Origin of the sequence: Alcanivorax sp. IL2 (assembly GCF_047495475.1) — a bacterium.
GTDB lineage: Bacteria > Pseudomonadota > Gammaproteobacteria > Pseudomonadales > Alcanivoracaceae > Alcanivorax.
The window spans coordinates 2,781,663-2,804,800 of the sequence record NZ_CP179932.1 but is presented as its reverse complement, the minus strand read 5'-3'; the positions used below and the strand labels follow the sequence as shown (position 1 = coordinate 2,804,800).

The following is a 23,138-nucleotide window of genomic DNA, read 5'->3' as shown; positions in this document are numbered from 1 at the left end:
TTTGGGGAACGGGGGATAGCAATGCTGGATACACAGCTGCAAGCGGAATACTTTCATCTTACCAACCTGATCGATGCCTTCGACCAGAAGTCACTCACGATCAAGGCATGGAGCGTCACTCTGGCTGGCATTCTGGCTGGGTCCGGTGCCTTCTTCGACCGGCCGGCGCTATTGTGGGTGGGTGTGCTGGGCAGTTTGCTGTTCTGGTTGGTGGAAGGGCACTGGAAGGCGTTTCAGTCGGCGCATTTTGCGCGTATCGAAAAGATTGAAGCCTATTTTCGTGGCGAAGTAGACGATATAGCCCCGTTCCAGACCGCCGCCAGCTGGGATCGCAGCCGCAAGAGCGGTGGCTTTGCCGAGTTGCTGCGTATTCTCCGCTGGCGCCATGTGTTTCTGCCACATGGGTTGGTGGCGGTGGCGTTATTGGTGGCGGCAGGGCTTGTGTAGGAGCGAAGTGAAGCAGCTAGTGGCGAGTAACGAGGAGCGAGTTTTGAAAACCTAAACAATCCTGGGTTTTGCCTTTCGTGGCTCGCTTCTCGTTACTCGTTACTGGGCAAGCGAACGCTCCTACGGAGAGGTGGGTTCGGCTTGGGGGGAGAGGTGGATAACGCCTACGGCTAATCCACCCTACGGGAGATCGGTGTGTGCGTAGGGTGGATTAGCCGTAGGCGTTATCCACCATGATGCGATGACGGTTGTTAACTGACTTTCCCGGTGGTGCGTACCCGGCGGCTGACCTTGGGTTCGTCGCTGGCCCTGGCTTTCTGAATCGCCTTGAGGCGTTTGTCGATCACGTTCTTGCCGGCAATGATCAAACCCAGGCCCACGAAAGCGCCCGGGGGCAGGATGGCGAACAGGAAGCCGCCGTAGTTTTCCACCACCTGGAGCTGCCAGTCTGCCGCCATGGGGCCGAACAGCAGCTGCATGTTGGTGAACAGAGTGCCCTGGCCGATCAGCTCGCGCATGCCGCCCAGGATCAGCAGAATCACCAGAAAGCCCAGCCCCATCATGAAACCGTCCAGTGCTGCTGGCAGTACCGGATTCTTGCTGGCAAAGGCATCGGCACGGCCCAGCACGGTGCAGTTGGTAACGATCAGCGGAATGAAGATGCCGAGGATTTCGTACAGCTCAAAGGTGAAGGCCTGCATCATCATTTCAATCACCGTCACCATGGCGGCGATGATCATCACGAAAGCGGGAAGACGTACCGCGTCGGTCACGTACTGACGAATCAGGGACACGCAGATATTGGAGCCCATCAGCACCACCAGGGTGGCCAGGCCAAGGCCCAGCGCGTTGACCACGGTGCCGGTCACTGCCAGCAGCGGGCACAGGCCGAGAATCTGCACGGTGGCCGGGTTGTTGTTCCACAACCCGTCCATGCTGATCTTCTTGTAGTTCACATCACTCATCACACGTCTCCACCGATACCGCTTCCGCCGGAGCACTGAATACAGCGTCGCGGTTGGCGTCGAAATATTGCAGGGCACGGTGCACGGCCCCCACCACAGCACGGGGGGTAATGGTGGCGCCGGTAAAGCTGTCGAACTGGCCGCCATCCTTTTTCACCGCCCAGCCCTCACTGGCGGGGTTGCCCAGTGACAGGCCATTGAAACCATAAATCCAGTCGGATTTTTTGGTTTCGATTTTATCACCGAGCCCCGGGGTTTCATTGTGTGGAGGCACCACGCGCACGCCCTGAACCTTGCCTTGTGTATCCACGCCGACGATCAGGGCAATATTGCCACCGTAACCGTCCGCGGCGGTAGCTTCCAGCACGGCCCCATTGGGCTCGCCATCAAGACGCGCTCGGTAGACATGGTGGCCGTTGCGGCCCAGCAGCGGGGCGCTGACGGTAAGGCGGTCGGCGAGCAGGTCATTATCGTGCTGCTCGTGGGGCATGACTTCGTTGAGCGATGCCATCAGTGCGGCCTGCTTGTTGCACTCGACCTTGCCGATAGTCAGCTCGTTGGTGATCGCCAGGGTGGCAGCGGTGCCGATGGCGAACACGCTGAGGATCACCATATTCCGGGAGATGGCCTGGCGCATCATGAGTCACCCCCTTGTTTGGCGCTGTTGGTGCCCCGGTTCGCCTTGTTGTGCCCGTAGGTTCGTGGCTGGGTGTAGTAATCGATAAAGGGGGCGCACAGGTTAAGCAGCAGCACCGAGAACGCCACCGCATCCGGGTAGCCGCCAAAGCTGCGGATCACCCAGATCAGCACACCGATCAGCGCCGCATAGATCAGCCGGCCGCTGCGGCTGGTGGCAGCACTCACCGGGTCGGTGGCGATAAAGAAGGCGCCGAGCATGGCGCCGCCGGAGAATATCTGGAACATCGGGTCGGAAAACCGCACCGGGTCGATCAGCCAGGCGACCAGGGCGGGCAGCGCCAGGCCGCCCAGAAAGCCCACCGGGATATGCCAGGTAATGATCTTGCGGCTGATCAGATAAAGACCACCCAGCAAAAAGGCCAGGTTCACCCATTCCCAGCCCAGCCCGGCAAACTGGCCATGCAGGATGCTGTGGCTGGCCAGCTCGCTGTCGTTGCCGGCCCAGGTGCGGAAGGTATCCAGGGGCGTGGCGCCGCTCAGGCCATCCACCGGCAGTTGTCCGGTAAACAGCTGCCAGCTTTGCGCCAGGCTGGGCGCTTCGCCGGGGGCGATCCACTGGGTCATGGCTACCGGGAACGAAATCAATAGCAGCACATAGCCGACCATGGCCGGGTTGAACGGGTTCATGCCCAGGCCACCGTAGAGCTGCTTGGCAACGATAATGGCAAAGCCCACCCCGATCAGGGTCAGCCACCAGGGAGAGGTGGGCGGCAGGGCCAGGGCCAGCAGCACGGCGGTGAGCACCGCACTGTAATCCTTCAGGTAGAAGGCAACCGGACGACCGCGGGCTTTCAGGATCAGTGCCTCACTGACCAGTGCCACCACCACGGCCCACAGCACATTGATCACCGTGCCCCAGCCGAACAGCCAGGTCAGCACCGCCAGGCCGGGCAGGGTGGCGTAAATCACCTGGCGCATGAAGGCACCGGTGTTGTTGCTCACCGTGGTGTGGGGCGAGGTTGAAGAGATCAGTGCCATCAGTCTTGCAGTCCTTGTTCTTCTACCGCCTGCTTGAGCGCCATGCGGGCGATCTGGGCTTCCGCCTCCAGGGCCTGTAATTCGGAACTGAGGGCTTCCAGCGTGTCTTCCGAGGCGCTATCGCGCTGTTGTTCGAGCTCGCGCTGTTTGTCGCCAAGGGCACTTTCTGCCCGGGCGGCTTCCAGCTTTAGGGTTTTCAGATCCTTGCCGGTATGTGCGCGGATATCCGCCTTGGCTTCTTCCACCAACGCATCCAGGGCATCGCGGGCCACGTCGGCCTTGCCTTTCAGCTTGTCCACTTTGCGCTCCATGGCATTGAGCTCTTCGGCGGGAATATCGCCGTTACGCTCGCCGCGCTCCAGGGCGGCATGGGCTTCCTTGTACTGTTTGTGGGCCATGTTGTAGGCGGTTTTCAGGGCCTTGAGCCGCTTCTGGCGCTTGGCAGCCACCTCTGGATCTACCGCCGTCAGAGCCTGCGGGGCCTCGGTTTCCGGGGCTTTGGGGGTATCCGTGGGGGCCGGTGGTGTTTTGGGTGTAGCCGGCGCGGGGGCGGAGGCTTTTGCTTCGCGGAGCTCGGCTTTCCAGTGATCGGCCTCGGCTTTCAGGCGATCCGCTTCGGCACGCAACTCGGCAGCGTTGTCGGCCCCGTTCTCGTCGGCCTCTTTGGCGGCTTTGACGGCGGCCTTGTAGGTGGAGGAGACCTCGCCCACTTTCTTCTTCAGGTCGGCCAGCGGGTCGGCTGGTGCTGCGGCAAGTGCCGGGGTAGGCGTGGCCGGCGCATTGGCCTTGGCGTCGCGCAGGTCGGCCTTGAGCTGGTCCGCCCTGGCTTTCAGTTCGTCCGCCTGGCTGCGGAGTTCGGCAGCGTTGTCGGCGCCGTTTTCTTCCGCTTCCTTGGCCGCTTTCACCGCTGCCTTGTAGGCGGAAGAGGCGTCACCCACCTGTTTCTTCAGGTCTGCCACCGGGTCAGCCTGGGGCGCTGCTGCCGGGGTGGCGGGGGCGCTGGCCTTGGCGTCACGCAGTTCCGCCTTGAGTTTGTCGGCGGCGGCCTTGAGCTCATCGGCTTTGGCGCGAAGCTCGGCGGCGTTGTCATCGCCATTGGCTTCCGCGTCCTTGGCGGCTTTTACCGCCGTCTTGTAGGCAGTGGACGCCTCGCCAACCTGCTTCTTCAGATTGCTTACCAGGTCTTCCGCCGGTGCGGCGGCGGCGGGGCCAGCATCCTTGGCGTCACGCACAGCGGCCTTGGCCTTGTCGGCTACCGCTTTCAGGCGGTCCACTTCGGCTTTCAGTTCATCGATGTTGTCGGCGCCTTCCGCCTCGGCGGCTTTAGCCGCTTTCACCGCAGCCTTGTAGGCCTTGGAGGCGTCCAGTGACGCCTGCTTGAGGGCCGCTGTGTCCACGGCGGGGGCACTGGCTGTCTCGGTCTTCTTCTTGCGGTTGGCTTCCAGCCGCGCCTGGCGACGGGCTTCTTTCTCGGCCTTTTCCGCTTCGATGCGGGCCTGGCGGGCTTCAAAGCGCTGGCGGGCCTTGTCGGCTTTTACCTGTTCCGCTGCCTGCTGGCGCACTTCTGCCTTGGCATAGCGGTAGTACTGCACCAGCGGAATATGGCTGGGGCACACATAGGCGCAGGCGCCGCACTCGATGCAGTCCATCAGGTTGTGGTGCTGGGCCTTTTCCAGATCGTCGTTCTTTGCGTGCCAGTAGAGTTGCTGGGGCAGCAGATTGGCCGGGCACACGTCGGCGCAGGAGCCGCAGCGGATGCAGGGCTGTTCCGGCGGTGGCTCGGGCAGTTCTTCCAGGGTGGCGGCGATGATGCAGTTGGTGGTTTTCACCACCGGCACTGCCGGGTTGTGCAGGGTGAAGCCCATCATCGGGCCGCCCATCACCAGGCGGCCGATATTGTCCGGGTCTACGCCGCCATGCAGCAGCAGATCGCGTACCGGGGTGCCCAGTAGCACCTCCATATTGCCCGGCTGGCTCACGCCTTCGCCGGTGAGAGTGGTCACCCGCGAGAGCAGGGGCTCGCCGTCGATCACCGCTCGCTTGATGGCGTAGGCGGTGCCCACGTTCTGGCACACCACACCCACCTTTGCCGGTAGCTGGCCGCTTTTCACTTCCTTGCCGGTGAGCAGCTGAATCAGCTGTTTTTCGCCGCCGGAGGGGTACTTGGTGGGCACTACCCGCACGTCGATGTCGCAGCCCTTGCAGGCTCGCTTGATGGCGGAGATGGCGTCGGGCTTGTTGTCCTCGATGCCGATCAGGGTACGGCGGGGATTGAGCAGGTATTGCAGGATGTTGATGCCGGCAATGATCTCGGCGGCGCGCTCGCGCATCAGGCGGTCGTCGGCGGTGATGTAGGGCTCGCACTCCACCGCATTGATCACCAGTTCTTCCACCCGCTGGTGGTCGCCCAGGTTCACCTTGATGCTGGTGGGGAAGCCGGCGCCACCCATGCCGGCGATGCCCGCATGGCGGATGGTGTCCACCAGTTCGCCGGGGCTGCGCTCGGTGTAGTCGGCCACACCGGTGTGCTCGATCCATTCATCCTTGCCGTCGGTGTCGATGACGATACAGATGGCATCCATCCCGGACGGGTGCTGAATGGCGCGCGGGCCGATGGCGTTGACGGTGCCGGAGGTGGGGGCATGAATGGCCGCGCTCACCGCGCCGCTGGGCTCGGCAATCATCTGGCCTTTCAGTACCCGCTCACCGGGTTCCACCAGCGGTTTGGCCGGGGCGCCGATGTGCATGTTCAGCGGCAGTATCAGCTGCGCCGGCAAGGGGCCAGCGGCAATGGCGGTGGCGTTGGAAAGGGCTTTCCTTTCCGGCGGGTGAATACCGCCGTGGAAGTCGTAGACCTTGCGGCTGCGCGAACTGAACAGGGTACGAATCACAGGTTCACCACTTCAATACGGCTGTCCGGTCGCTCGCCGATACCGGCCGGCCGGTTCCAGCCCCAGGTCTGCAGGGTGGGCTTCACTTCCACCATGTCGATGCAGTCCACCGGGCAGGGCTCCACGCACAGGTCGCAGCCGGTGCATTCGTCCACGATCACCGTGTGCATCAGCTTGGCAGCGCCGACGATGGCATCCACCGGGCAGGCCTGGATGCACTTGGTACAGCCAATGCACTCGTCTTCGCGGATATAGGCCACCTTGGGGATGTCCGCATCCTCGGCGCCTTCGTCATCCAGGGTCAGCTCGTCACGGCCGAGCAGGTCGGTGAGCGAATCCACGGTGTCCTGACCGCCTGGCGGGCAGCGGTTGTGGTCTTCGCCCTCGGCAATGGCTTCGGCGTAGGGGCGACAGCCCGGGTGCCCGCACTGGCCACACTGGGTTTGCGGCAAAAGTGAATCGATCTGGTCGACAATGGGGTCGCCCTCGACCTTGAATTTCTCCGAGGCAAAGCCCAATACCGCGCCGAACACGGCGGCCAGGGCAAGCAGGGCGGCCACGGCAATCAGTACAGCGGTCATAACTTGATCAGCCCGGAAAAGCCCATGAAGGCCAGCGACATCAGGCCGGCGGTGATCAGGCCGATGCTGGGGCCACGGAACGCTTCCGGCACATCGGCCACGGCAATACGCTCACGCATGGCGGCAAACAGCACCAGCACCAGGGAAAAGCCCAGCGCCGCGCCCAGCCCGTAGGTGAGCGATGACATAAAGGTGGCATCTTCCTGGCGTACATTCAGCAGCGCCACACCCAGCACCGCGCAGTTAGAGGTGATCAGCGGCAGGAACACGCCCAGCACCCGGTAGAGTAGGGGGCTGGCCTTCTTCACGAACATCTCGGTGAACTGTACCGCCACGGCGATCACCAGAATAAAGCTGATGGTGCGCAGGTACTCCAGCTCGAAGGGCACCAGAATATAGGCCCAGGTCAGGTAGGCGAGCACGGACGACAATGTCAGCACAAAGGTGGTCGCCAGGGACATGCCCATTGCGGTCTCGATCTTGTTGGAGACCCCCATAAAGGGACACAGCCCCAGGAACTGCACCAGGACAAAATTGTTTACCAGCACAGCGCTGATCAGAATCAGGACGTACTCTGTCATGTGATCGTGGCTCGCTTGCCGAAGAATAGGGGGTTAAACGCTATGTTTACAGGGCGTTAAGGGCGCATAGTATGAGGCAGCGCCCCGGTTGGCTCAAGAATGATAATGCATAAGCTTACTTGACTGCAGACGACAGTCATTGACTGCGAATTAACCAGTTGATGCCCCTTTTGCCATGCTTTTTGCCCCGGACGGTTGCGGCGCTGCCAGCAATCCAGTATCCAAGGCAGACAATAACGCGACGAGACCGGCCAGCGCCGGTTGCTGCAGAGGTGACCCCCAGTGACAGATTTGCCCCGTGACTTTGACCGAGACGGCCTGCTTGAGTATTCCGTGGTTTTCACCGACCGCTCCCTGAACCACATGTCCCAGCGTTTCCAGCAGGTGATGCGGGATATTTCCAGCAACCTGAAGCAGGTCTACAACGCCCACTCGGTTACCGTGGTGCCCGGCGGCGGCAGCTTCGGCATGGAAGCAGTGGCCCGTCAGTTCGCCACCGACCAGCATTGCCTGGTGATCCGTAACGGCTTCTTCAGCTTCCGCTGGAGCCAGATCTTTGAGATGGGCAGCATCCCGTCCAAAGAGACCGTATTGAAGGCCGCCCCCATCAGCGACCAGCCCCAGGCACCGTTCGCCCCGGCACCCATTGAGCAGGTGGTCGATACCATCAAGGCCGAAAAGCCGGCCATGGTGTTCGCCCCCCATGTGGAAACCGCCTCCGGCATCATCCTGCCGGACGACTACCTGAAACAGGTGGCCGATGCCGTGCACAGCGTGGGCGGCCTGTTCGTGCTGGACTGCATTGCTTCCGGCACCATCTGGGTGGACATGAAAAAGGTCGGTGTGGACGTACTCATCAGCGCCCCCCAGAAAGGCTGGAGCTCCTCACCCTGTAGTGCCCTGGTGATGCTCAGCGAAGCCGCCGACCAGCGCCTGCACGAAACCACCAGCACCAGCTTCGCCTGCGACCTGCGCAAATGGCGCGACATCATGATCGCCTATGAAAACGGCGGCCACGCTTACCACGCCACCATGCCCACCGACGCCCTGCGCGGTTTCCGTGACACCATGCTGGAAACCATGAAGGAAGGCCTCACCGCCGTGAAGGAACGCCAGTGGAAGCTGGGCACCGCTGTGCGTGAACTGATGGCCAAACACGGCTTCGCCAGCGTCGCCGCCCCCGGCTTCGAAGCCCCCGGCGTGGTGGTCTCCTACACCGACAACGACACCATCAAGAGCGGCGCCGCCTTCGTGCAGCTCGGCCTGCAGACCGCCGGGGGCGTGCCCCTCATGTGTGACGAACCGGCGGACTTCAAGACCTTCCGCGTGGGCCTGTTCGGCCTGGACAAGCTGGGGGATGTGGATGCGGCGGTGGCGCGGCTGGAAAAGGCGTTGGGCCAGTTAACAGTGAACAGTTAATAGTTTTAACAGCGAAAAGCCGGTAAAGCGATGGCTAGCCCGATTCTGAAGCTACTCACTGGCCTGCTACTGGGGATGTCTGTAAGCCCCTCTCCCCTCTGGGGAGAGGGGTTGGGGAGAGGGGGAACGGCCTTGCCGAATACCGAGGGGACAACAATGAAAACCAACCACCCCCAAGCCGCACCACAAGATCCCCAATGCGTCATCCTGCTCCATGGCCTGGCTCGTACCGCCCATGCCATGAAGAAAATGGCAAACGCCCTGGCGAACACCGGCTACACCGTAGTGAACCAGGGCTATCCTTCCACCAAAAAAGACATCCAGACCCTCGCCACAGAAACTCTGCCCAAAGCCCTGGCTAAATGCCCGGCCACCGGCCCCATCCACTTCGTCACCCACTCAATGGGCGGCATCCTGCTACGCCAGTACCTCAGCCAGCACACCATCGAGAGAATGGGCCGCACCGTCATGCTCGGCCCACCCAACCAGGGCAGTGAAGTGGTGGATAGTATGGGTGACTGGGCCCCATTCCAGTGGTTCAACGGCCCCGCCGGTAGCCAGATGGGCACCGGCCCCGACAGCGTGCCCAACCAGCTTGGCCCGGTGGATTTCCCTCTGGGCGTCATCGCTGGCAGCGACACCATCAACTTTCTGCTCTCCACCCAATTACCCGGCCCCAATGACGGCAAGGTCACCGTGGAAAGAACCAAAGTGGAAGGCATGCAGGATCATCTGGTATTGCCGGTGACGCATCCGTTCATGATGCGCAATGGAGAGGTGATTGAGCAGGTGAAGGTGTTTTTGGCGGAAGGGCGGTTTTATTGTTAGAGAAGAGAGTCTCTCTGGTATAACCAGATATATCATCGCAATGAAAATTTTTTCTATCTAAATGAGTGATTAATGAAAGTATTTTCCGAATACCCCAAACAGGGTATGCAGCCGATAATTACAATTGATAGTTTAGAATAACGGCTTCATGGAGAGATGTGCTCTCTTTTAAGGCGAATCTTAAACTGATTAGTGAAAAAGGAGAAAGCATGAAAAAATTAATAGGTATCTCTTCAATTTTAATGTTGTTTATCTCTGCTAGTGCTTTCTCTGCTGATGCAGAACACTGCGTATCACTGGATGATAGGTGGGGTGAAAAGTGCGGCTCTTCAGATTCACTACAAATAAAAGCAAAGAATAGGTGCTCTGAAAGAGTGTATGTAAAAATTTGTTTAGAGAGGAAAAATGGTAAATGGAGCTGTGGAAGCGATTCAACCCTTGATCCGGGTGAAACCAATGGCGGCTTTTTTACGTGCCACTCTACAGGCAACTACAAATGGGCTGCATGCACCGGTGGTTATAGTGAGTGTGGATTCAAAAACCCTTAATCTTAATTAAAAACAGGTATAAAAATTTAAAAGTACGCCATGTGCCTGCTCTAGGTTCTGTGGCCGTACCTCTTGCTCATCCAGAGCAAAGATGGGAGTTGCATAGTGAAATTTGGCACCGGTATATTTTTGCATTTTGTAGGGAATGGTGTCAGCTCAATGCCCCATGAATCTGAAAGTTATCCTGAATTGCTTTTTCATCGTTTATCTTCCTGAAGTTCAAGCTTTTCCGGTCGATCATCCAGAACGAGAAATTACCTTCATTATGGTAAGGTGTTCTTACAATGCCAACCTTGGACCCAATATGCTCGTATACCTCCTCGTCGCCTGTGATCGCCTGGATGAAAAGCAGGAAAAGAAGCTCAAGCGCAACCTGCCTGACCTGCAGGCGGCGTTGCAGACTTATGTGGATGAGAGCGAAGCGGGCAACGTCACCCTGATCAATGACTGCGAGAGTGACGATTGTGAGGACTGGCAACTGGGTATCAGCCAGCCGGTGAAGAAGAAGGCGCAGCTCAAGACGCCGGTCGCTCTGTTCAATGATCTTGCCAAGCAATACGCCATTGATTGTGAGGTCGGCTCTATTGAGAACGGTGAGCGTGATCCGGTGAGCTACTTTGGCAAGCAGGAAGGGCAGGGGGATGCGTTTCTGATCGGGGAGTATCTGGGCGTCTAGAGGGCGTTATTCCCGTTTACTGGCTCCGGAGCTGATCCTCTCAGCCTGCCGATCAGCATGAGTCTTGTGCAAGTCTGCATATCTTGAGCAATGCTCTTTGCGAGTCGCTTTTCTCCAGCCTTGCCGTCAAGCGTGTGGCTGAATCTGCAGCCATTTTCCTCTTTCTCTCCCTGACGAAGCTCGTAATACAGGGTCTCGAATTCCACCTGGCTGGTTTCCCGGCGAATGCTGACGGTTGGGCTGGATAGAAAGTCATCAAAGTCTGCCAGATTCTGGCTTTTGCGCAATACGGTATCAGCGCCTGCGGTACTGGATATGAAACATGGCAGTAGTATCAGAAGCGCCTTTTTCATCACCCTCTCCTGAAAGACTCATGCCATACAGCATAGCAGGGCCGTAGAGGGAAATGAGCTCTCAGATGGCGATGGTAAATCGCCGTCCGAGAGACGGCTCCCACAGTGGGTGGGATGGGTCAGGTAACGCTTTTGATGGTGGGAGTGTATTGCGCCGCATCGGTGGTGAATTCCGCATGGCCGTAGTCCACCAGTAGCTCGTTGATGCGCCTGACCAATATCTTGTCTGCAACCTTGTTGGCCACGGGAATGTCTTGCAGTGTCCGGTAGGCGATCAGGCGGGGCATGATGAACAGACTGCCGATGCTGGACAGTGCGTAGTCGATCAGGTGCGGCTCCACGCCCATTTCTTTCGCTTTTGATTTGTCGTTTTTGCCGAGAAATGCCTGGTTGAAGAACACCTTGGAGACGCTGCGTTCCACCAGGTTGTGGACCTTGCTGGCCAGCTTGTCGTCTTTCGGGCGGTAGACGGACATGGTAGCGCGAGTGAGTTCGCCGCAGGTCTCGTCGTCGTAGCCTTCGCGCAGGGTGCCGGAGTAGGTGAGCATGGTGTCGATAATGTCCGGTGCCTCGGCGGGTAGCAGTTCTTCGGGCAGGCCCAGCAGAAAGCACTGGTAGCGGGACAGCTCGACGATAGCCCGTTCGTTGTCGGTGAAATGCTTGCGGCCCTTGCGCATGGCTTTGAAGGCGGCCAGGTAGGCAGGCATGGTGCCGGCGGGCATCTGGTCTACCTGGGGGATGGGGATGCCGTAGATGGCCGGCTCCCATTTTTTCACGCGCTTGAGGATGTTGAAGCGGACCATGGAGTGCATCAGGCGCACCATGGCGGCTGCCTTGAAGCCGGGGCCGAAGCGTTCCAGAGCGCCCGGCAGGGTGGCGGTGGTGAAGAAGCTGGCAGTTTCGTTTATGCGCCGGTTCACCGAATCGTTGGCCAGGGTGCCGGTGATGGCCATGGGCAGGCCGGAGTACTTGTTCATGAAGGTGGCCACGAAGGCGCCACGGATCACGTAGGGGGCCAGGTTGGCCATCTGGTTACGGCTCAGGCGGGCGCCTTCACGGACCAGATCCATGTCCACCCAGTCCGGGGTGGTTTCCATGGCGGTGATGAAGTCCACCAGTTCCTGCGGCGCATCAGGGACTGCGTCGAGTCCTTCGTCGCAGGCTTTCTTGAGCATGCCGATCAGGTCGCGGAAGCTGTATTCGGGCATCAGGGCCGCGTAGGCGTCGGCCACGGTGTCGCCCAGCAGAGTGTAGGCGCGGGCGCGCTCCACTTTCTCATTGTCGGCGAGGATTTTTTCGCGGTACTTCTTGGCGAAATGGCTCGGCAGGGTGCTGCGGATGTCCATGGAATCGGTGAAACGCTCCGGGGTGACATCGAAATCGATATCGCCATAGAGAGAGGGAATCCGGGTTTTCTGTAAGCGGACTTTTTCCCAGAGTGCGTCCAGTGACTGTGTCATCAGTAACCTCGGTCGACGGTGTCTTTCAATACCCTACACATTGCGTATACCTGCCTGGCAAGACAATTAACGGGAGTCGCCTTTATGTATAGGTTGGCCGGTTTTGGCCTGCTTTGACAGGGGAAAGTGGGCGGGAGGAAACAGATTTGGGTTGGGTGTTTGGGTTGGGCCAAGTGTTGTAGGAGCTATGCTTGCATGGCGAAAGGGGTGGGTTGGTTCGCCATGCAAGCATAGCTCCTACAGAGGCAGGCTTGGTACTGTAGGAGCGTGCGGGTTTATTTCTCGTAGCCGGGGTTCTGGCGGTCCAATTTGCGGAGCAGGCCGGGCCAGGCCAGGTTGCCGCCCATGCCTTTGGTGACCTGGGAGGCCTGCTGTTTGATTGTGTTTACGATGCCATCCGGGATCGGGGTGAGCGGGCGGTTGCCGGACAGGGCCTGGAGCTGGATTTCGCAGGCGCGCTGGAGGATGAACATGCCCAGGAAGGCATCGGCGATGCTGCTGCCCACGGTGAGCAGGCCATGGTTGCGCAGGATCATGAAGTTGGCGTCGCCCAGGTCGGCCTGCAGGCGGGCCTTTTCGTCGTCACGCAGGGCCACGCCTTCGTAGTCGTGGTAGGCCAGGCTGGCCAGCGGGAACAGGCTCTGTTGCGACAGAGCGAGCAGGCCTTCCTGCTGGGCGGACACGGCCACACCGGCGGTGGTGTGGGTGTGCATCACGCAGTTGGCATCCTCGCGCACGGCGTGGATGGCGCTGTGGATGGTGAAGCCCGCCGGGTTGATATCGAAGTCACTGTCATCGAGTTTGTTGCCGGCCTGATCCACGCGCACCAGGCTGGAAGCGGTGATCTCGTCGAACATCATGCCGTAGGGATTGATCAGGAAGTGATGCTCGTCGCCGGGGATGCGGGCAGACAGGTGGGTAAAGATCAGGTCGTCCCAGCCGTGCAGGGCGATCAGCCGGTAGGCGGCGGCCAGATCCACACGCAGCTGCCATTCTTCTGCGCTGACGGTGTCTTTCTTGGACTGGATGGCGTCCGGGGTCAGTGTTGCCTGGCGGTTCATGGTAGCGCTCTCCCTTGTTTTTCGTTTTTACAGTGTAGAGGGAAAGACCATATCCGGGGCAAGGGGAAAGCGATTGTACGTCGTGGCTGGCCGGAAAGATGGCGGTAACGGCACAGGGGAGGGATGTCGGGGTGAGTTCGGGAAGGAACGCATTCGCGGTGGCACCACCGCTCCCACGAGGGGAGCGGGGATCGGTGCCGGGTTAGCGTACTTCCATACCCGGCTGGGCGCCGCTGTCGGGGCTGAGGATGTGGATGTCGTCACCGCCTGGGCCGGCGGCCAGCACCATGCCTTCGGAGACGCCGAATTTCATCTTGCGTGGAGCCAGGTTGGCGACCAGTACCACCAGTTTGCCTTCCAGGTCTTCCGGGCTGTATTTGGCCTTGATGCCGGCAAACACATTGCGTTCGCCCAGTTCGCCCACGTCCAGGGTGAGCTGCAGCAGCTTGTCGGCCCCTTCCACATGGGCGGCCTTGGCTACGCGGGCCACGCGCAGTTTTACCTTGAGGAAGTCATCGATGCTGATGGTGTCGTCTGCCACGTGGTCGGCCTTTTTCGGTTCGCTTTTATTGCTGGCCGGTTTGGCCGGTACGTCTTCCTTGGAGGCGTTGAGCATGGTTTCGATCTGCGCCATGTCGATGCGGTTGAGCAGCGGTTTGAACTTGGCGATCTCGTGGCCCAACAGCAGGGTGTCGCTGTCGCTCCAGGTCAGCGGCTCCACCTGCAGGAAGGCTTCCGCGCGCTCGGCCAGGGCCGGCAGTACCGGCTTCAGGTAGATCACCAGCAGGCGGAACACGTTGATGGCGGTGGTGCAGATGGCCAGCACTTCCTGTTCCTTGCCGTCTTCCTTGGCCAGGGTCCAGGGTGCCTTGTCGGCGATGTAGCCATTGGCGTGGTCGGCCAGGGCCATGATTTCGCGCATGGCCTTGCCGAATTCACGCTTCTCATAGAACTCAGCCAGGCGCGGAGCCGCTTCTTGCACTTCGCGGACCAGCAGTGGGTTGTCCAGTTCGTCACTAAGCGTGCCGCCGAACTTCTTCACGAAGTTGCCAGTGCGGCTGGCGATGTTCACCAGTTTACCCACCAGGTCGGAGTTCACCCGCTGGGCGAAGTCTTCCAGGTTCAGGTCGAAGTCATCGACACGGCTGGAGAGCTTGGCGGCGAAGTAGTAGCGCAGGTATTCCGGGCCCAGGTGGTCCAGGTAGGTGCGCGCCTTGATAAAGGTGCCACGGGACTTGGACATCTTGGCGCCGTTCACGGTAACGAAGCCGTGGCTGTAGATGGCGGTGGGTTTGCGCAGGCCGGCACCGTCGAGCATGGCGGGCCAGAACAGGCCATGGAAGTTGATGATGTCCTTGCCGATGAAGTGGTACAGCTCGGCGGTGGATTCCTTGCCCCAGTAGTCGTCGAAGCTCAGGCCTTCGCGGTCGCAGTAGTTCTGGAAGCTGGCCATGTAGCCGATGGGGGCATCCAGCCAGACGTAGAAAAACTTTCCCGGGTAGCCGGGAATTTCGAAGCCGAAGTAGGGGGCCTCGCGGGAGATATCCCAGGGCTGCAGATCTTCAATCCATTCCTGCAGTTTGTTGGCCACCTGCTCCTGCAGGGCGCCGGAGCGGGTCCACTCGCGCAACAGGGACTCGAACTTGGGCAGGTCGAAGAACAGCTGGGTGGTTTCCTTTTCCACCGGGGTGGCGCCACTGACCGAGGAGTAGGGGTCGATCAGGTCCGCCGGGGTGTAGGTGGCGCCGCACACTTCACAGTTGTCGCCGTACTGGTCTTCGGATTTGCACTTGGGGCAGGTGCCCTTGACGAAGCGGTCCGCCAGGAACATGCCTTTTTGCGGGTCGTAGAGCTGGGTAATGGTCTTCTCGACGATGTAGCCGGCGTCTTTATTACGCTGGAACACCATTTCCGACAGCGCGCGGTTTTCCGGGCTGTGGGTGCTGTAGTAGTTGTCGAACTGGATCTGGAAGTCAGCGAAGTCCCGCTCGTGGTCCGCTTTGACTTGCGCAATTTGTTGCTCCGGGGTGATGCCGTTTTCTTCCGCCTTGAGCATGATGGCGGTGCCATGGGCATCGTCGGCGCACACGTAGATGCACTGCTCACCGCGCAGTTTCTGGAAACGTACCCAGATATCGGTCTGGATGTATTCCAGCAGGTGGCCCAGGTGAATGGGGCCGTTGGCGTAGGGAAGGGCACTGGTCACCAGGATTTTGCGGGGCGTGTCACTCATGGGGTCGACGTCGTCATTCCGGAAAAAGGGTGGCCTATGATACGGGTGCGGCGGGGCTTTTTCATCCTGTGGGTGAACGGCTGTGCGGCATCTCCCACCGCTGATGACAGCAGGGGCCCGCTGCGGGGAATCTTGTGCTAGGGTTTCGCCTCAAAACAATTCTTTCAAGCAAGTGATTCCGGGGGCTCACGCAGGCCATGGGACGGCACCTTTTGCCGTCCGGCTACCCGGTCAGGGGAAGGTAACGATGTCACTGAGAGTGCGCATTCGGTGGTTGCTGGCGATTTCTGCGGCGTGTTGTGTGGCCCTGGCCACCGTGGCGTTGTATTGGGTGAACCTGTCGCTGGTGGAAACCCTCACCGAGCGCAACGCCGAGCGGGAGCTGGAAAAGGTGGAGGCCTCGTTCCTGGATCAGCTTTCCATCCTGCGGGTGCGGGCGCAGGACTGGAGCCGGCAGCCGGACAACCCGCCTACCAATCAGGGCGGGTTGGGGTATCTGGATCTGATGATGGAACTGCGTGGCAGCTCGGTAGTGTGGAATAACGGCGCCGATCAGGTCGTGTCCCCGGTGTTTGCCACCCTGGCAAAGCGCTTTGACGAGCAGGGCTGCATGCCGATCTGGGGAGTGGTAAAGGTGGAGGGGCGGCCCCTGTTGTTCAGTACCGCGGTGGAGGTGGGCTGCCAGGCCTACCTGCTGGGGGTATGGCTGGACAGTGACTGGATGAGCTATCTGTCGGACCGGGTGGGCCACGCGTTGTACGTGCGCGAGGTGCCGGGTTCACTGAAGCCGCAACGGGGCCTGACTGTGGCTGAGGGTGATCAGCTACTCGGGCGTTTCCCGGTGCCCGACTTTCTCGGTGGCAATCCGCTGGAAGTGGTGGTGGAACTGCCTCGCGATGGCTATCAATCCCTGAATCTGTCGGTGCTGGTGATCGGGGTGATCATCGCGGTGCTGGCCGGGCTTACCGTGATGGTGATCAACTACCGGATTCAGCCGATGTTGTTCGGACGCTTGAACCTGGTGCATAACGCGGTGCGTTCCATTGCCCGGGGAGGGGCGCTGGACCAGCGGGTGCCGGTGCTGGGTAACGATGAAATCGGTGCCCTGGCGGAAGATTTCAACGCCATGGTGGACAGCATCAACCACGCCCAGACCCAGCTGGCGGATGCCCGTCGTCAGGCGGAAGAGGCGAGCCAGACCAAGAGTCAGTTTCTGGCCAATATCAGCCATGAAATCCGCACCCCGATGACGGCGATTCTCGGTTATACCGAACTGTTGCGTGATGGTTCCCTGAGCCAGGCAGATCAGAATCGTTATCTCACCATTATTCAGCAGAATGGCGATGCCCTGCTGGCACTGATTAATGATGTGCTGGACCTGTCGCGTATCGAGGCGGGGCAATTACATAACGAGCAGCGTCTGTTTTCCGTGACCGAGCTACTGGATGAAGTGGTCGATAGTCTGCAATTACGGGCGCAGGAAAAGCAGATTGATCTTGGTCTCAATTATCTCTCGGCCATGCCGATGACCGTGTGTGGCGATGCCTTCCGGCTACGCCAGATTCTGGTGAACCTGGTAGGCAATGCAGTGAAGTTCACTGAGGAAGGCCAGGTTCAGGTCCGCGCTAGCTGGTCGGAAGTGGAGCAGCAGCTGCAGGTGTCGGTGGAGGATTCCGGCATTGGCATCAGTGACGCGGAGCAACAGAAGATTTTTCAGCCGTTTTCCCAGGCGGACGCTTCCCATTCCCGTCGCTATACAGGAACCGGGCTGGGGTTAAGCATTGCCCGCCAGCTGGCCCGTTCCCAGGGTGGTGATATCTCGGTGTTCAGTGAGCTGAACAAGGGCAGCCATTTCTCCCTGGCAATGCCACTGTCTCAGGCGACTGAAGTGGATATGCGGGACGCTGCGGCCCAGCAGCTGCCTGAACTGGCCGGGACCGCCATGGAGCTGAAAGGCCGGGTGTTACTCGTGGAAGATAACGCGGTGAATCGTTTGTTTGTCCGCAAAGTGCTGGAAAAATCCGGTATGCAGGTGGTTGAAGCCGAGGATGGGCGCGAAGCCTGCCGTTATTATACCGAGGACAGTTTTGATCTGGTGGTGCTGGATATGCAGATGCCGGTGATGGACGGCTATGAAACCGCCCAGGCTCTTCGTGACCGGGGTTTTGCGGGCCCGATACTGGCATTAACCGCCAACGTACTGGCGGTGGACCGCCAGCGCTGCATGGATGCGGGCTGCAATGCCTTCCTTGGCAAGCCCATTCGCGTGAAACAACTGATTACCGTGTGTGCAGGGTTGCTTGCTCAGCCAGAGATCCCTGAAGGGGTAGCGACCTGACCGCGATGGAGCGCTTCGCGAACCTGTTGCTGGGAAACCGGTTTGCTCAGGTAGTCATCCACGCCGGCGTCGCGGGCTTTTTGTACATAATCGCCGGTGGCATGGGCTGACAGGGCGATAATCCAGCAATGTGGGTGAGCGGTGGATGCCTGCTCCAGGGTGCGGATTTCCCGGGTTGCCTGGTAACCGTCCATCACCGGCATCTCACAATCCATGAAGATGATGTCCCAGTAACCGGGTTGTTCGCCAACCAGTTCCAGAGCCTGCTCGCCGTCACTTACCAGGGTCGCGTAGATACCCAGGGATTTGAGAATGCTGTCGATCACCAGCTGATTGACCGGGTTATCTTCGGCCACGATCACGTTCAGGGCGTTGCCCTTGTCCAGCACGATGGCGGGTTCTTCAGCGCTTTGTTGGGCGAGTTGTTCGTCATGGCCGGTGAGCAGGCTGCGTTTGAGGGCCTGACAGGAGAACGGCGTTTCTATCAGCAACAGGTTCTCGGGCAGATTGTCGCTCAGCGGTTTGCCGGTGGGGTGTAGCAGTACCAGCACCGGGTTACCGAAGTGTTGCTTCAGCCGTTGCACATACTGCGGGTTTTCCATTACCGCATGCTCGGCGATGACAAAGTCCACCGGGCGTGACGGATTGGCCGGATCCAGGGCGCTTTCCACATCACGGTATTCCAGGGTCTTCGCTCCCCAGCGCGTGAGAATCTGGGACAGGCTCAGCAACTGGGCCGGGGTATTGGAAATGAGCAGGGCACTGCGGTTGCTCAATACCGGTTTGCTTTGCGGTTTTTCCACTTCCACCGGCAGGGACAGCCAGAAGGTGGCGCCACGGCCCAGCGAGCTGGACACACCGATATCGCCATTGAGCAGTTCGATCAGCCGTTTGCAGATCACCAGACCCAGGCCGGCGCCGGTATGTTTGCCCTTGCCGGACAGCTCGTGGAATGCCTGGAACAAACTGTTCTGCTGCCCTTCGTCCAGGCCGACACCGGTATCCACCACTTCAAACATCAGCACGCAGAGGTTTTTTTCATTCACCGGTTGTTTCACGGTGACGTGCAGCGAGACATTGCCTCGCTCGGTGAATTTGAAGGCATTGCTGAGCAGGTTGGTAATGATCTGCTTGAGCCGGATCGGATCGGTCTTGATGCGTTCGGGAACGCGGCTGTCGATATGGATATACAGCGGCAGTTGTTTCTCGCTGGAACGCAGGGCAAACAGCCGCACACAGTCGTCGACAATGCTTTCCAGCTGCACGCTCTGGTAATCCAGCTCCAGCTTGCCGGATTCAATCTTGGAATAATCGAGAATGTCGTTAATGACGGTGAGCAGGGACTGGGTGGACTGGTAGATGGTGCCCACATACTGAGCCTGCTGCTGGGTCATGGAGGTGCGACGCAGCAAGTCGGTCATACCCATGATGCCATTCATGGGGGTGCGGATTTCATGACTCATGGTAGCCAGGAATTCGCTCTTGGCATGGTTGCGAGCGCCAGCTTTGAAGGCTTCCATTTCCGCAATCGCTTTTTCGCGAATGGAGTCGGAATGGGCTTCCTTGAGTCGGCTGATGCGCCGGGCCAGCGCCAGTGACAACAGAATGACTTCCAGGAACACACCGGTCTGGACCAGGTTTTCCGTGAGGCTGGTGCGGGGCAGTACGCCGTATTTGTTCAGCGCCATGGCCGCTACACCGGTAATGAAGCAGGCCCAGGCAATGGTGAAAATACGGGCGTCCGGGTCGCCGGCGCGGGCACGTAACAAGCCGACCAACAGGATGCTGAAGTCCATCACCAGAATGGCGCTGACGGAAATCGGAATCAGGAAACCCCGGCTGGTAAAGGGGGCGGCGAGAAACAGCAACGTACCGATAATCACCAGGCCTTTCAGCCATACCGCCAGGCGCGGCGCCTTTTCCCGCAGCGACAGAAAATGCAGCGTAAACAACGGCGGCAGCAGCACGATCAAGGGTAGCAGGTAGTGAATGATGTACTGGCTGACAAGCGGAGAATGCGGCCACAGGTAACGGTGGGCATAGCCGTGGAGTACCGCCAGGAACAGGGTGACCACCGCCGACCAGCACACATATAGCAGGTAGACCTTTTCGCGAATGGAGAAGAACAGCGACAGGTTGTAGAGAATCATCACCAGCATGCCGCCGAAAAAGAGTCCCTGGATAATGGTCTGGTTCTGCGAGGAGCGAGCGAATTGTTCCTGGCTAAGCAGTTGTATAGGCAACTGGATGCTGTGGGGAGAGGTGACCTTGAGATAAAAACTGCTGTCCTTGCCGCTGGGCAGAGACAGCGGGAAAGCGGGAGTAGGGTAGTTGCCCGGGCGAACGGCAAAATCCCGATCCATGCCGGCCTGGAAGTGACTGATCAGGGTGCCGCCGGCATCCAGCTGGTAGACGTCCAGCTCGCCGAGCATGGCGTAATCAACCAGCAGCTGCCAATCGCTGTGCCGGGGGTTTTGATTACGCACGGCAAATCGGAACCAGCAGTGCTGATTGGTGAATCCCAGGTTTGGCATTTCTCCCCGGCTGGATTGCCAGGGCAACGTCGGGCGTTTTTGCAGGGCATTAATGGTCGGCGACTGTGCCGCAGGGGTACAGAAGTAATCCAGCCCTTGATAGGGGTGTAGTTCTTCCTGCTTTTCGCCAATAATCTGCAGCTCGGGACCGTTAGCCCATACGGCTGATGTCAGCCCGAGTGAGAGAAAGGCAATAAGCAGAATAAAGGCAGTTTTCGCATCCTTGAGCAACGTTTTTATTCCTGACAGAGGGTGCCGTTTATTTCGGGCCCGGACGAGTGACCATGAGGCTGCCTGCACCGCTTAACCGTGATGCTAGCAGCGTGGGCCGGGGGGCTCAATGCAGGGGGGACATAAGCCATGAGTCAAAGTGTGAACCGTTTTGCCGTAGGGCCGGTGGTGGGTGAGGCCGGTGACACCCATGTAAGAGTGTTCGGAGCGCTGCCAAAAGGGAAGCTGGGAGCCGGAAAAAAATGGTTGTGGGGGCGGATTCGCTGGCGCAGCAAGGGAAGCACTGACTGGTCTCCGGCGAGAGAGTTTCGGCTTAACGGCAATTTCGATGGCTCCGGTGTGGTGATTCTCAATCAGTTGCAGCCCGGCACCCGCTATGAATATCAGGCTGGCTGGGTGGCTACGGAAGATGAGGTGGCGCTGGACTGGGATACCGCCGATCAGGGAGAGTTTCTTACCAATCAGCCGGATGCGGATGCCACGCGCTTTTTTTTCGGCTCCTGTTGTTACCGGTTTGTCGGCCTGGATGGTGAAATTCAGGATGATCGGGCAGACAAGATTTTTGCCGAAATGTCCTCGCGGGCGGATAGCTCGAAACCGGATTTTGTCCTTTTCGGCGGAGATCAGGTGTACGCCGATTCCATGTATATGTTCGGTGCTGCCACTACCCGAGAGGATTTTGATGCGCTTTATCGGGAAAGTTTTTCCCAGCCCCACCTGGCGAAATTGCTGCGGCATACCAACAGCTACATGATCCTTGATGATCACGAGATCGAGAATAACTGGCCAGCACGGGCTAATGCAGAGTTGTGGACCAGCAAATATCCCGCCGCCATCAAGGCCTATCAGATTTATCAGGCCTCCCATTCTCCGGCGGCACCCCTGAATCAGGCGGGCACCTATCTGGATCGTGATCCGGACCGGTTCTGGTACACCTTTTCGCGGGGGCCGGCGGATTTCTTTGTCATGGATGTGCGCACCGAGCGGGTATTGAGTCGCTGGCCCTGGCAGCGCCGCATGATCGGCGATATTCAGGAGCAGGCTTTTATCGAGTGGCTGGATCGTGACCCGGACCGCATCAAGGTGCTGGTCACCTCCGTCCTGCTGTTCCCGGAACAGCGACGCCCGTTCCGCGGCAAGGATGCCTGGGAGGGCTTCATGCACCAGCGCCAGCGGTTGCTGGAGGCTATGGGGCGCAGCCGTAGCGACAAGCTGGTGGTGCTGAGTGGGGATGTGCACGCCTCTCTCTACGCCTGTTTGACGTTGAACGGTGGCAAGCAGGTGCATAGCTGGACCTGCTCCGGTTTGTTCTGGCCCACCGCGCTGCGGGCGTTCCGTTGGTATCGCCCCATGATTCGGGTGCCGGGTGTGCTCCATGGGGGCTGGGGCAAGCCTCTGGGCCGGGTGGAAGTCCCCGGCGAGGTATTCAGCGATAACGCCTTCTCCGAGGTGAGCTTGAGCGCCGAGGGTGCCAGCTTCCAGCTGTTCGATCGCAGGCAGCGGCCGATAAGCGAGGCAAGCCGTCAGATTCGCTGGCGTTGATCCAGGTTGCTGGTGCGTTCCTGCAATAACCCCCATGGCTTGCCGGGGCCGCAAAACCACGTCCACCTATGGCAAATGGCTTACAGAAGATGTAGCCAATCGCGTCTTATGCCGCCCCGGCGGTTTCCCTAAAGTGGATCTCGCAAGGACGCAATCGAACAAGGATGTTCAATTTCGGCCCCGGTACAGCCCGCCCGCCATTCCCCAAGTGGCGGGCGTTCTTTTTCCCTCTTTGATTGCACCCCCTCGAATACGGATAATGCACGGCCCTGAACACGGAGCCGCCCATGTCTGACTCATCTGCAGATCGCGATATTCTCAAAGCCAAACTCAATCAGGAAACCGCCAAGGCCAGCTGGAAAGAGCTGCAGCCGTTTTTCGCCCGTGGCCAGACGGTCTATGTGGCACCAGAACTGGATCTGATCGAGGTGGCACTGGCGTTTTCAGAAGACCAGGCCGATACCCTGTCTCTGTGGCGGGACAAGGGGCGGGTGGACAAGGTCACTGATGATCAGGCCGCCAAGTGGTTTGAGATCGATCAGGGCCTATGGACGGTGGTGGTGATGCCCTGGGTGCTGGTGCAGCCGGTGCAGGTGCAGTAAGACTGCTAGAGACGTAGGGTGCACTGAGCCTAAGGCGAACTACACCATTCCGGCGGCGAATCGGTGCAGTTCGCCTTAGGCTCAGTGCACCCTACGCAGCGATAAAGCCTGGTTGTGCGCGCTACTGCTTTCCTGTCTCCCCCTGTGGCACTTTGCCGATCAAATCACGGC

Annotated in this window: 19 protein-coding genes; 8 read left to right on the top strand and 11 right to left on the bottom strand. The window is 59.5% G+C overall.

The genetic code is table 11. The annotated features are described in order from the left end of the window. Positions 1-21 precede the first annotated feature (21 nt). Positions 22-447: a hypothetical protein gene (locus ACMG4N_RS12975; protein WP_297769130.1), complete on the top strand. Its 426-nt coding sequence runs from the start codon at positions 22-24 to the stop codon at positions 445-447. A 251-nt stretch (positions 448-698) separates the two neighbouring features. Here ACMG4N_RS12975 and ACMG4N_RS12970 read toward each other — a convergent pair whose 3' ends face one another. From ACMG4N_RS12970 to rsxA, 6 genes are read right to left on the bottom strand one after another with little or no spacing between them, the layout of a single operon-like run. Next, positions 699-1,412, bottom strand: a complete 714-nt coding sequence (locus tag ACMG4N_RS12970; protein ID WP_297769133.1) for an electron transport complex subunit E — start codon at positions 1,410-1,412, stop codon at positions 699-701. Next, on the bottom strand, positions 1,405-2,052 hold the full coding sequence (gene rsxG, locus ACMG4N_RS12965; RefSeq protein WP_414431984.1) for an electron transport complex subunit RsxG: 648 nt from the start codon (positions 2,050-2,052) through the stop codon (positions 1,405-1,407). Before rsxG ends, ACMG4N_RS12970 begins: the two co-directional genes overlap by 8 nt. Next, the gene (rsxD, locus tag ACMG4N_RS12960) at positions 2,049-3,089 is read right to left on the bottom strand and encodes an electron transport complex subunit RsxD (protein ID WP_414431982.1); all 1,041 of its coding nucleotides are present in this window, start codon (positions 3,087-3,089) and stop codon (positions 2,049-2,051) included. The genes rsxG and rsxD overlap by 4 nt, the downstream gene beginning before the upstream one ends. After that, the gene (gene rsxC, locus ACMG4N_RS12955; protein ID WP_414431980.1) at positions 3,089-5,980 is read right to left on the bottom strand and encodes an electron transport complex subunit RsxC; all 2,892 of its coding nucleotides are present in this window, start codon (positions 5,978-5,980) and stop codon (positions 3,089-3,091) included. The genes rsxD and rsxC overlap by 1 nt, the downstream gene beginning before the upstream one ends. Further along, positions 5,977-6,561: an electron transport complex subunit RsxB gene (rsxB, locus tag ACMG4N_RS12950; protein ID WP_297769146.1), complete on the bottom strand. Its 585-nt coding sequence runs from the start codon at positions 6,559-6,561 to the stop codon at positions 5,977-5,979. Before rsxB ends, rsxC begins: the two co-directional genes overlap by 4 nt. Continuing rightward, positions 6,558-7,142: an electron transport complex subunit RsxA gene (rsxA, locus tag ACMG4N_RS12945; RefSeq protein ID WP_035250378.1), complete on the bottom strand. Its 585-nt coding sequence runs from the start codon at positions 7,140-7,142 to the stop codon at positions 6,558-6,560. The genes rsxB and rsxA overlap by 4 nt, the downstream gene beginning before the upstream one ends. Before the next feature lie 282 nt (positions 7,143-7,424). Between rsxA and ACMG4N_RS12940 the strand changes: the two genes are divergently transcribed. The 4 genes from ACMG4N_RS12940 to ACMG4N_RS12925 all read left to right on the top strand — a co-directional run bounded on the left by ACMG4N_RS12940 (position 7,425) and on the right by ACMG4N_RS12925 (position 10,613). Next, positions 7,425-8,561, top strand: a complete 1,137-nt coding sequence (locus tag ACMG4N_RS12940; RefSeq protein WP_414431978.1) for an aminotransferase class V-fold PLP-dependent enzyme — start codon at positions 7,425-7,427, stop codon at positions 8,559-8,561. Positions 8,562-8,717: 156 nt separating this feature from the next. Continuing rightward, on the top strand, positions 8,718-9,389 hold the full coding sequence (locus tag ACMG4N_RS12935; RefSeq protein WP_414431977.1) for an esterase/lipase family protein: 672 nt from the start codon (positions 8,718-8,720) through the stop codon (positions 9,387-9,389). A 209-nt stretch (positions 9,390-9,598) separates the two neighbouring features. Then, positions 9,599-9,937, top strand: coding sequence for a hypothetical protein (locus ACMG4N_RS12930; RefSeq protein WP_414431976.1), 339 nt, complete (start codon positions 9,599-9,601; stop codon positions 9,935-9,937). Positions 9,938-10,241: 304 nt separating this feature from the next. Continuing rightward, on the top strand, positions 10,242-10,613 hold the full coding sequence (locus ACMG4N_RS12925) for a hypothetical protein (protein WP_414431974.1): 372 nt from the start codon (positions 10,242-10,244) through the stop codon (positions 10,611-10,613). Here the strand turns inward: ACMG4N_RS12925 and ACMG4N_RS12920 are convergent. From ACMG4N_RS12920 to metG, 4 genes are all read right to left on the bottom strand, one after another. Next, positions 10,610-10,966, bottom strand: coding sequence for a hypothetical protein (locus ACMG4N_RS12920; RefSeq protein WP_414431973.1), 357 nt, complete (start codon positions 10,964-10,966; stop codon positions 10,610-10,612). The two genes, ACMG4N_RS12925 and ACMG4N_RS12920, sit on opposite strands and share 4 nt — an antisense overlap. A gap of 119 nt (positions 10,967-11,085) precedes the next feature. Continuing rightward, positions 11,086-12,426 carry an oxygenase MpaB family protein gene (locus ACMG4N_RS12915; RefSeq protein WP_414431972.1) on the bottom strand — a complete coding sequence of 447 codons (1,341 nt, stop codon included), beginning with the start codon at positions 12,424-12,426 and terminating at the stop codon, positions 11,086-11,088. A gap of 275 nt (positions 12,427-12,701) precedes the next feature. Continuing rightward, positions 12,702-13,487: a class II aldolase/adducin family protein gene (locus ACMG4N_RS12910; protein WP_414431971.1), complete on the bottom strand. Its 786-nt coding sequence runs from the start codon at positions 13,485-13,487 to the stop codon at positions 12,702-12,704. Between the two features lie 202 nt (positions 13,488-13,689). Further along, a complete protein-coding gene (metG, locus tag ACMG4N_RS12905; RefSeq protein ID WP_414431969.1) occupies positions 13,690-15,720 on the bottom strand; it encodes a methionine--tRNA ligase in 2,031 nt (676 codons plus the stop codon). Between the two features lie 247 nt (positions 15,721-15,967). Between metG and ACMG4N_RS12900 the strand changes: the two genes are divergently transcribed. Beyond that, positions 15,968-18,058, top strand: coding sequence for an ATP-binding protein (locus ACMG4N_RS12900; RefSeq protein ID WP_414431968.1), 2,091 nt, complete (start codon positions 15,968-15,970; stop codon positions 18,056-18,058). On the opposite strand, the gene ACMG4N_RS12895 is transcribed toward ACMG4N_RS12900, so the two are convergent. After that, positions 18,025-20,823 (bottom strand): 7TM diverse intracellular signaling domain-containing protein, encoded by a 2,799-nt coding sequence (locus tag ACMG4N_RS12895; protein WP_414431966.1) that lies wholly within the window; start codon positions 20,821-20,823, stop codon positions 18,025-18,027. The two genes, ACMG4N_RS12900 and ACMG4N_RS12895, sit on opposite strands and share 34 nt — an antisense overlap. A gap of 129 nt (positions 20,824-20,952) precedes the next feature. On the opposite strand from ACMG4N_RS12895, the gene ACMG4N_RS12890 reads away from it, so the two are divergent. Continuing rightward, entirely contained in the window at positions 20,953-22,365 is a 1,413-nt protein-coding gene (locus ACMG4N_RS12890; protein WP_297769182.1) for an alkaline phosphatase D family protein, read from the top strand. Between the two features lie 287 nt (positions 22,366-22,652). Next, the gene (locus tag ACMG4N_RS12885) at positions 22,653-22,967 is read left to right on the top strand and encodes a DUF2288 domain-containing protein (protein ID WP_414431964.1); all 315 of its coding nucleotides are present in this window, start codon (positions 22,653-22,655) and stop codon (positions 22,965-22,967) included. The last annotated feature ends 171 nt before the right edge of the window (positions 22,968-23,138 follow it).

What these genes read in the sequence shown, in the direction of transcription:
- ACMG4N_RS12975 (WP_297769130.1), top strand. Translation starts at nt 22, where the DNA reads ATGCTGGATACACAGCTGCAAGCGGAATACTTTCATCTTACCAACCTG.
- ACMG4N_RS12970 (WP_297769133.1), bottom strand. Translation starts at nt 1,412, where the DNA reads ATGAGTGATGTGAACTACAAGAAGATCAGCATGGACGGGTTGTGGAAC.
- rsxG (WP_414431984.1), bottom strand. Translation starts at nt 2,052, where the DNA reads ATGATGCGCCAGGCCATCTCCCGGAATATGGTGATCCTCAGCGTGTTC.
- rsxD (WP_414431982.1), bottom strand. Translation starts at nt 3,089, where the DNA reads ATGGCACTGATCTCTTCAACCTCGCCCCACACCACGGTGAGCAACAAC.
- rsxB (WP_297769146.1), bottom strand. Translation starts at nt 6,561, where the DNA reads ATGACCGCTGTACTGATTGCCGTGGCCGCCCTGCTTGCCCTGGCCGCC.
- rsxA (WP_035250378.1), bottom strand. Translation starts at nt 7,142, where the DNA reads ATGACAGAGTACGTCCTGATTCTGATCAGCGCTGTGCTGGTAAACAAT.
- ACMG4N_RS12935 (WP_414431977.1), top strand. Translation starts at nt 8,718, where the DNA reads ATGAAAACCAACCACCCCCAAGCCGCACCACAAGATCCCCAATGCGTC.
- ACMG4N_RS12930 (WP_414431976.1), top strand. Translation starts at nt 9,599, where the DNA reads ATGAAAAAATTAATAGGTATCTCTTCAATTTTAATGTTGTTTATCTCT.
- ACMG4N_RS12925 (WP_414431974.1), top strand. Translation starts at nt 10,242, where the DNA reads ATGCTCGTATACCTCCTCGTCGCCTGTGATCGCCTGGATGAAAAGCAG.
- ACMG4N_RS12920 (WP_414431973.1), bottom strand. Translation starts at nt 10,966, where the DNA reads ATGAAAAAGGCGCTTCTGATACTACTGCCATGTTTCATATCCAGTACC.
- ACMG4N_RS12915 (WP_414431972.1), bottom strand. Translation starts at nt 12,426, where the DNA reads ATGACACAGTCACTGGACGCACTCTGGGAAAAAGTCCGCTTACAGAAA.
- ACMG4N_RS12910 (WP_414431971.1), bottom strand. Translation starts at nt 13,487, where the DNA reads ATGAACCGCCAGGCAACACTGACCCCGGACGCCATCCAGTCCAAGAAA.
- metG (WP_414431969.1), bottom strand. Translation starts at nt 15,720, where the DNA reads ATGAGTGACACGCCCCGCAAAATCCTGGTGACCAGTGCCCTTCCCTAC.
- ACMG4N_RS12900 (WP_414431968.1), top strand. Translation starts at nt 15,968, where the DNA reads ATGTCACTGAGAGTGCGCATTCGGTGGTTGCTGGCGATTTCTGCGGCG.
- ACMG4N_RS12890 (WP_297769182.1), top strand. Translation starts at nt 20,953, where the DNA reads ATGAGTCAAAGTGTGAACCGTTTTGCCGTAGGGCCGGTGGTGGGTGAG.
- ACMG4N_RS12885 (WP_414431964.1), top strand. Translation starts at nt 22,653, where the DNA reads ATGTCTGACTCATCTGCAGATCGCGATATTCTCAAAGCCAAACTCAAT.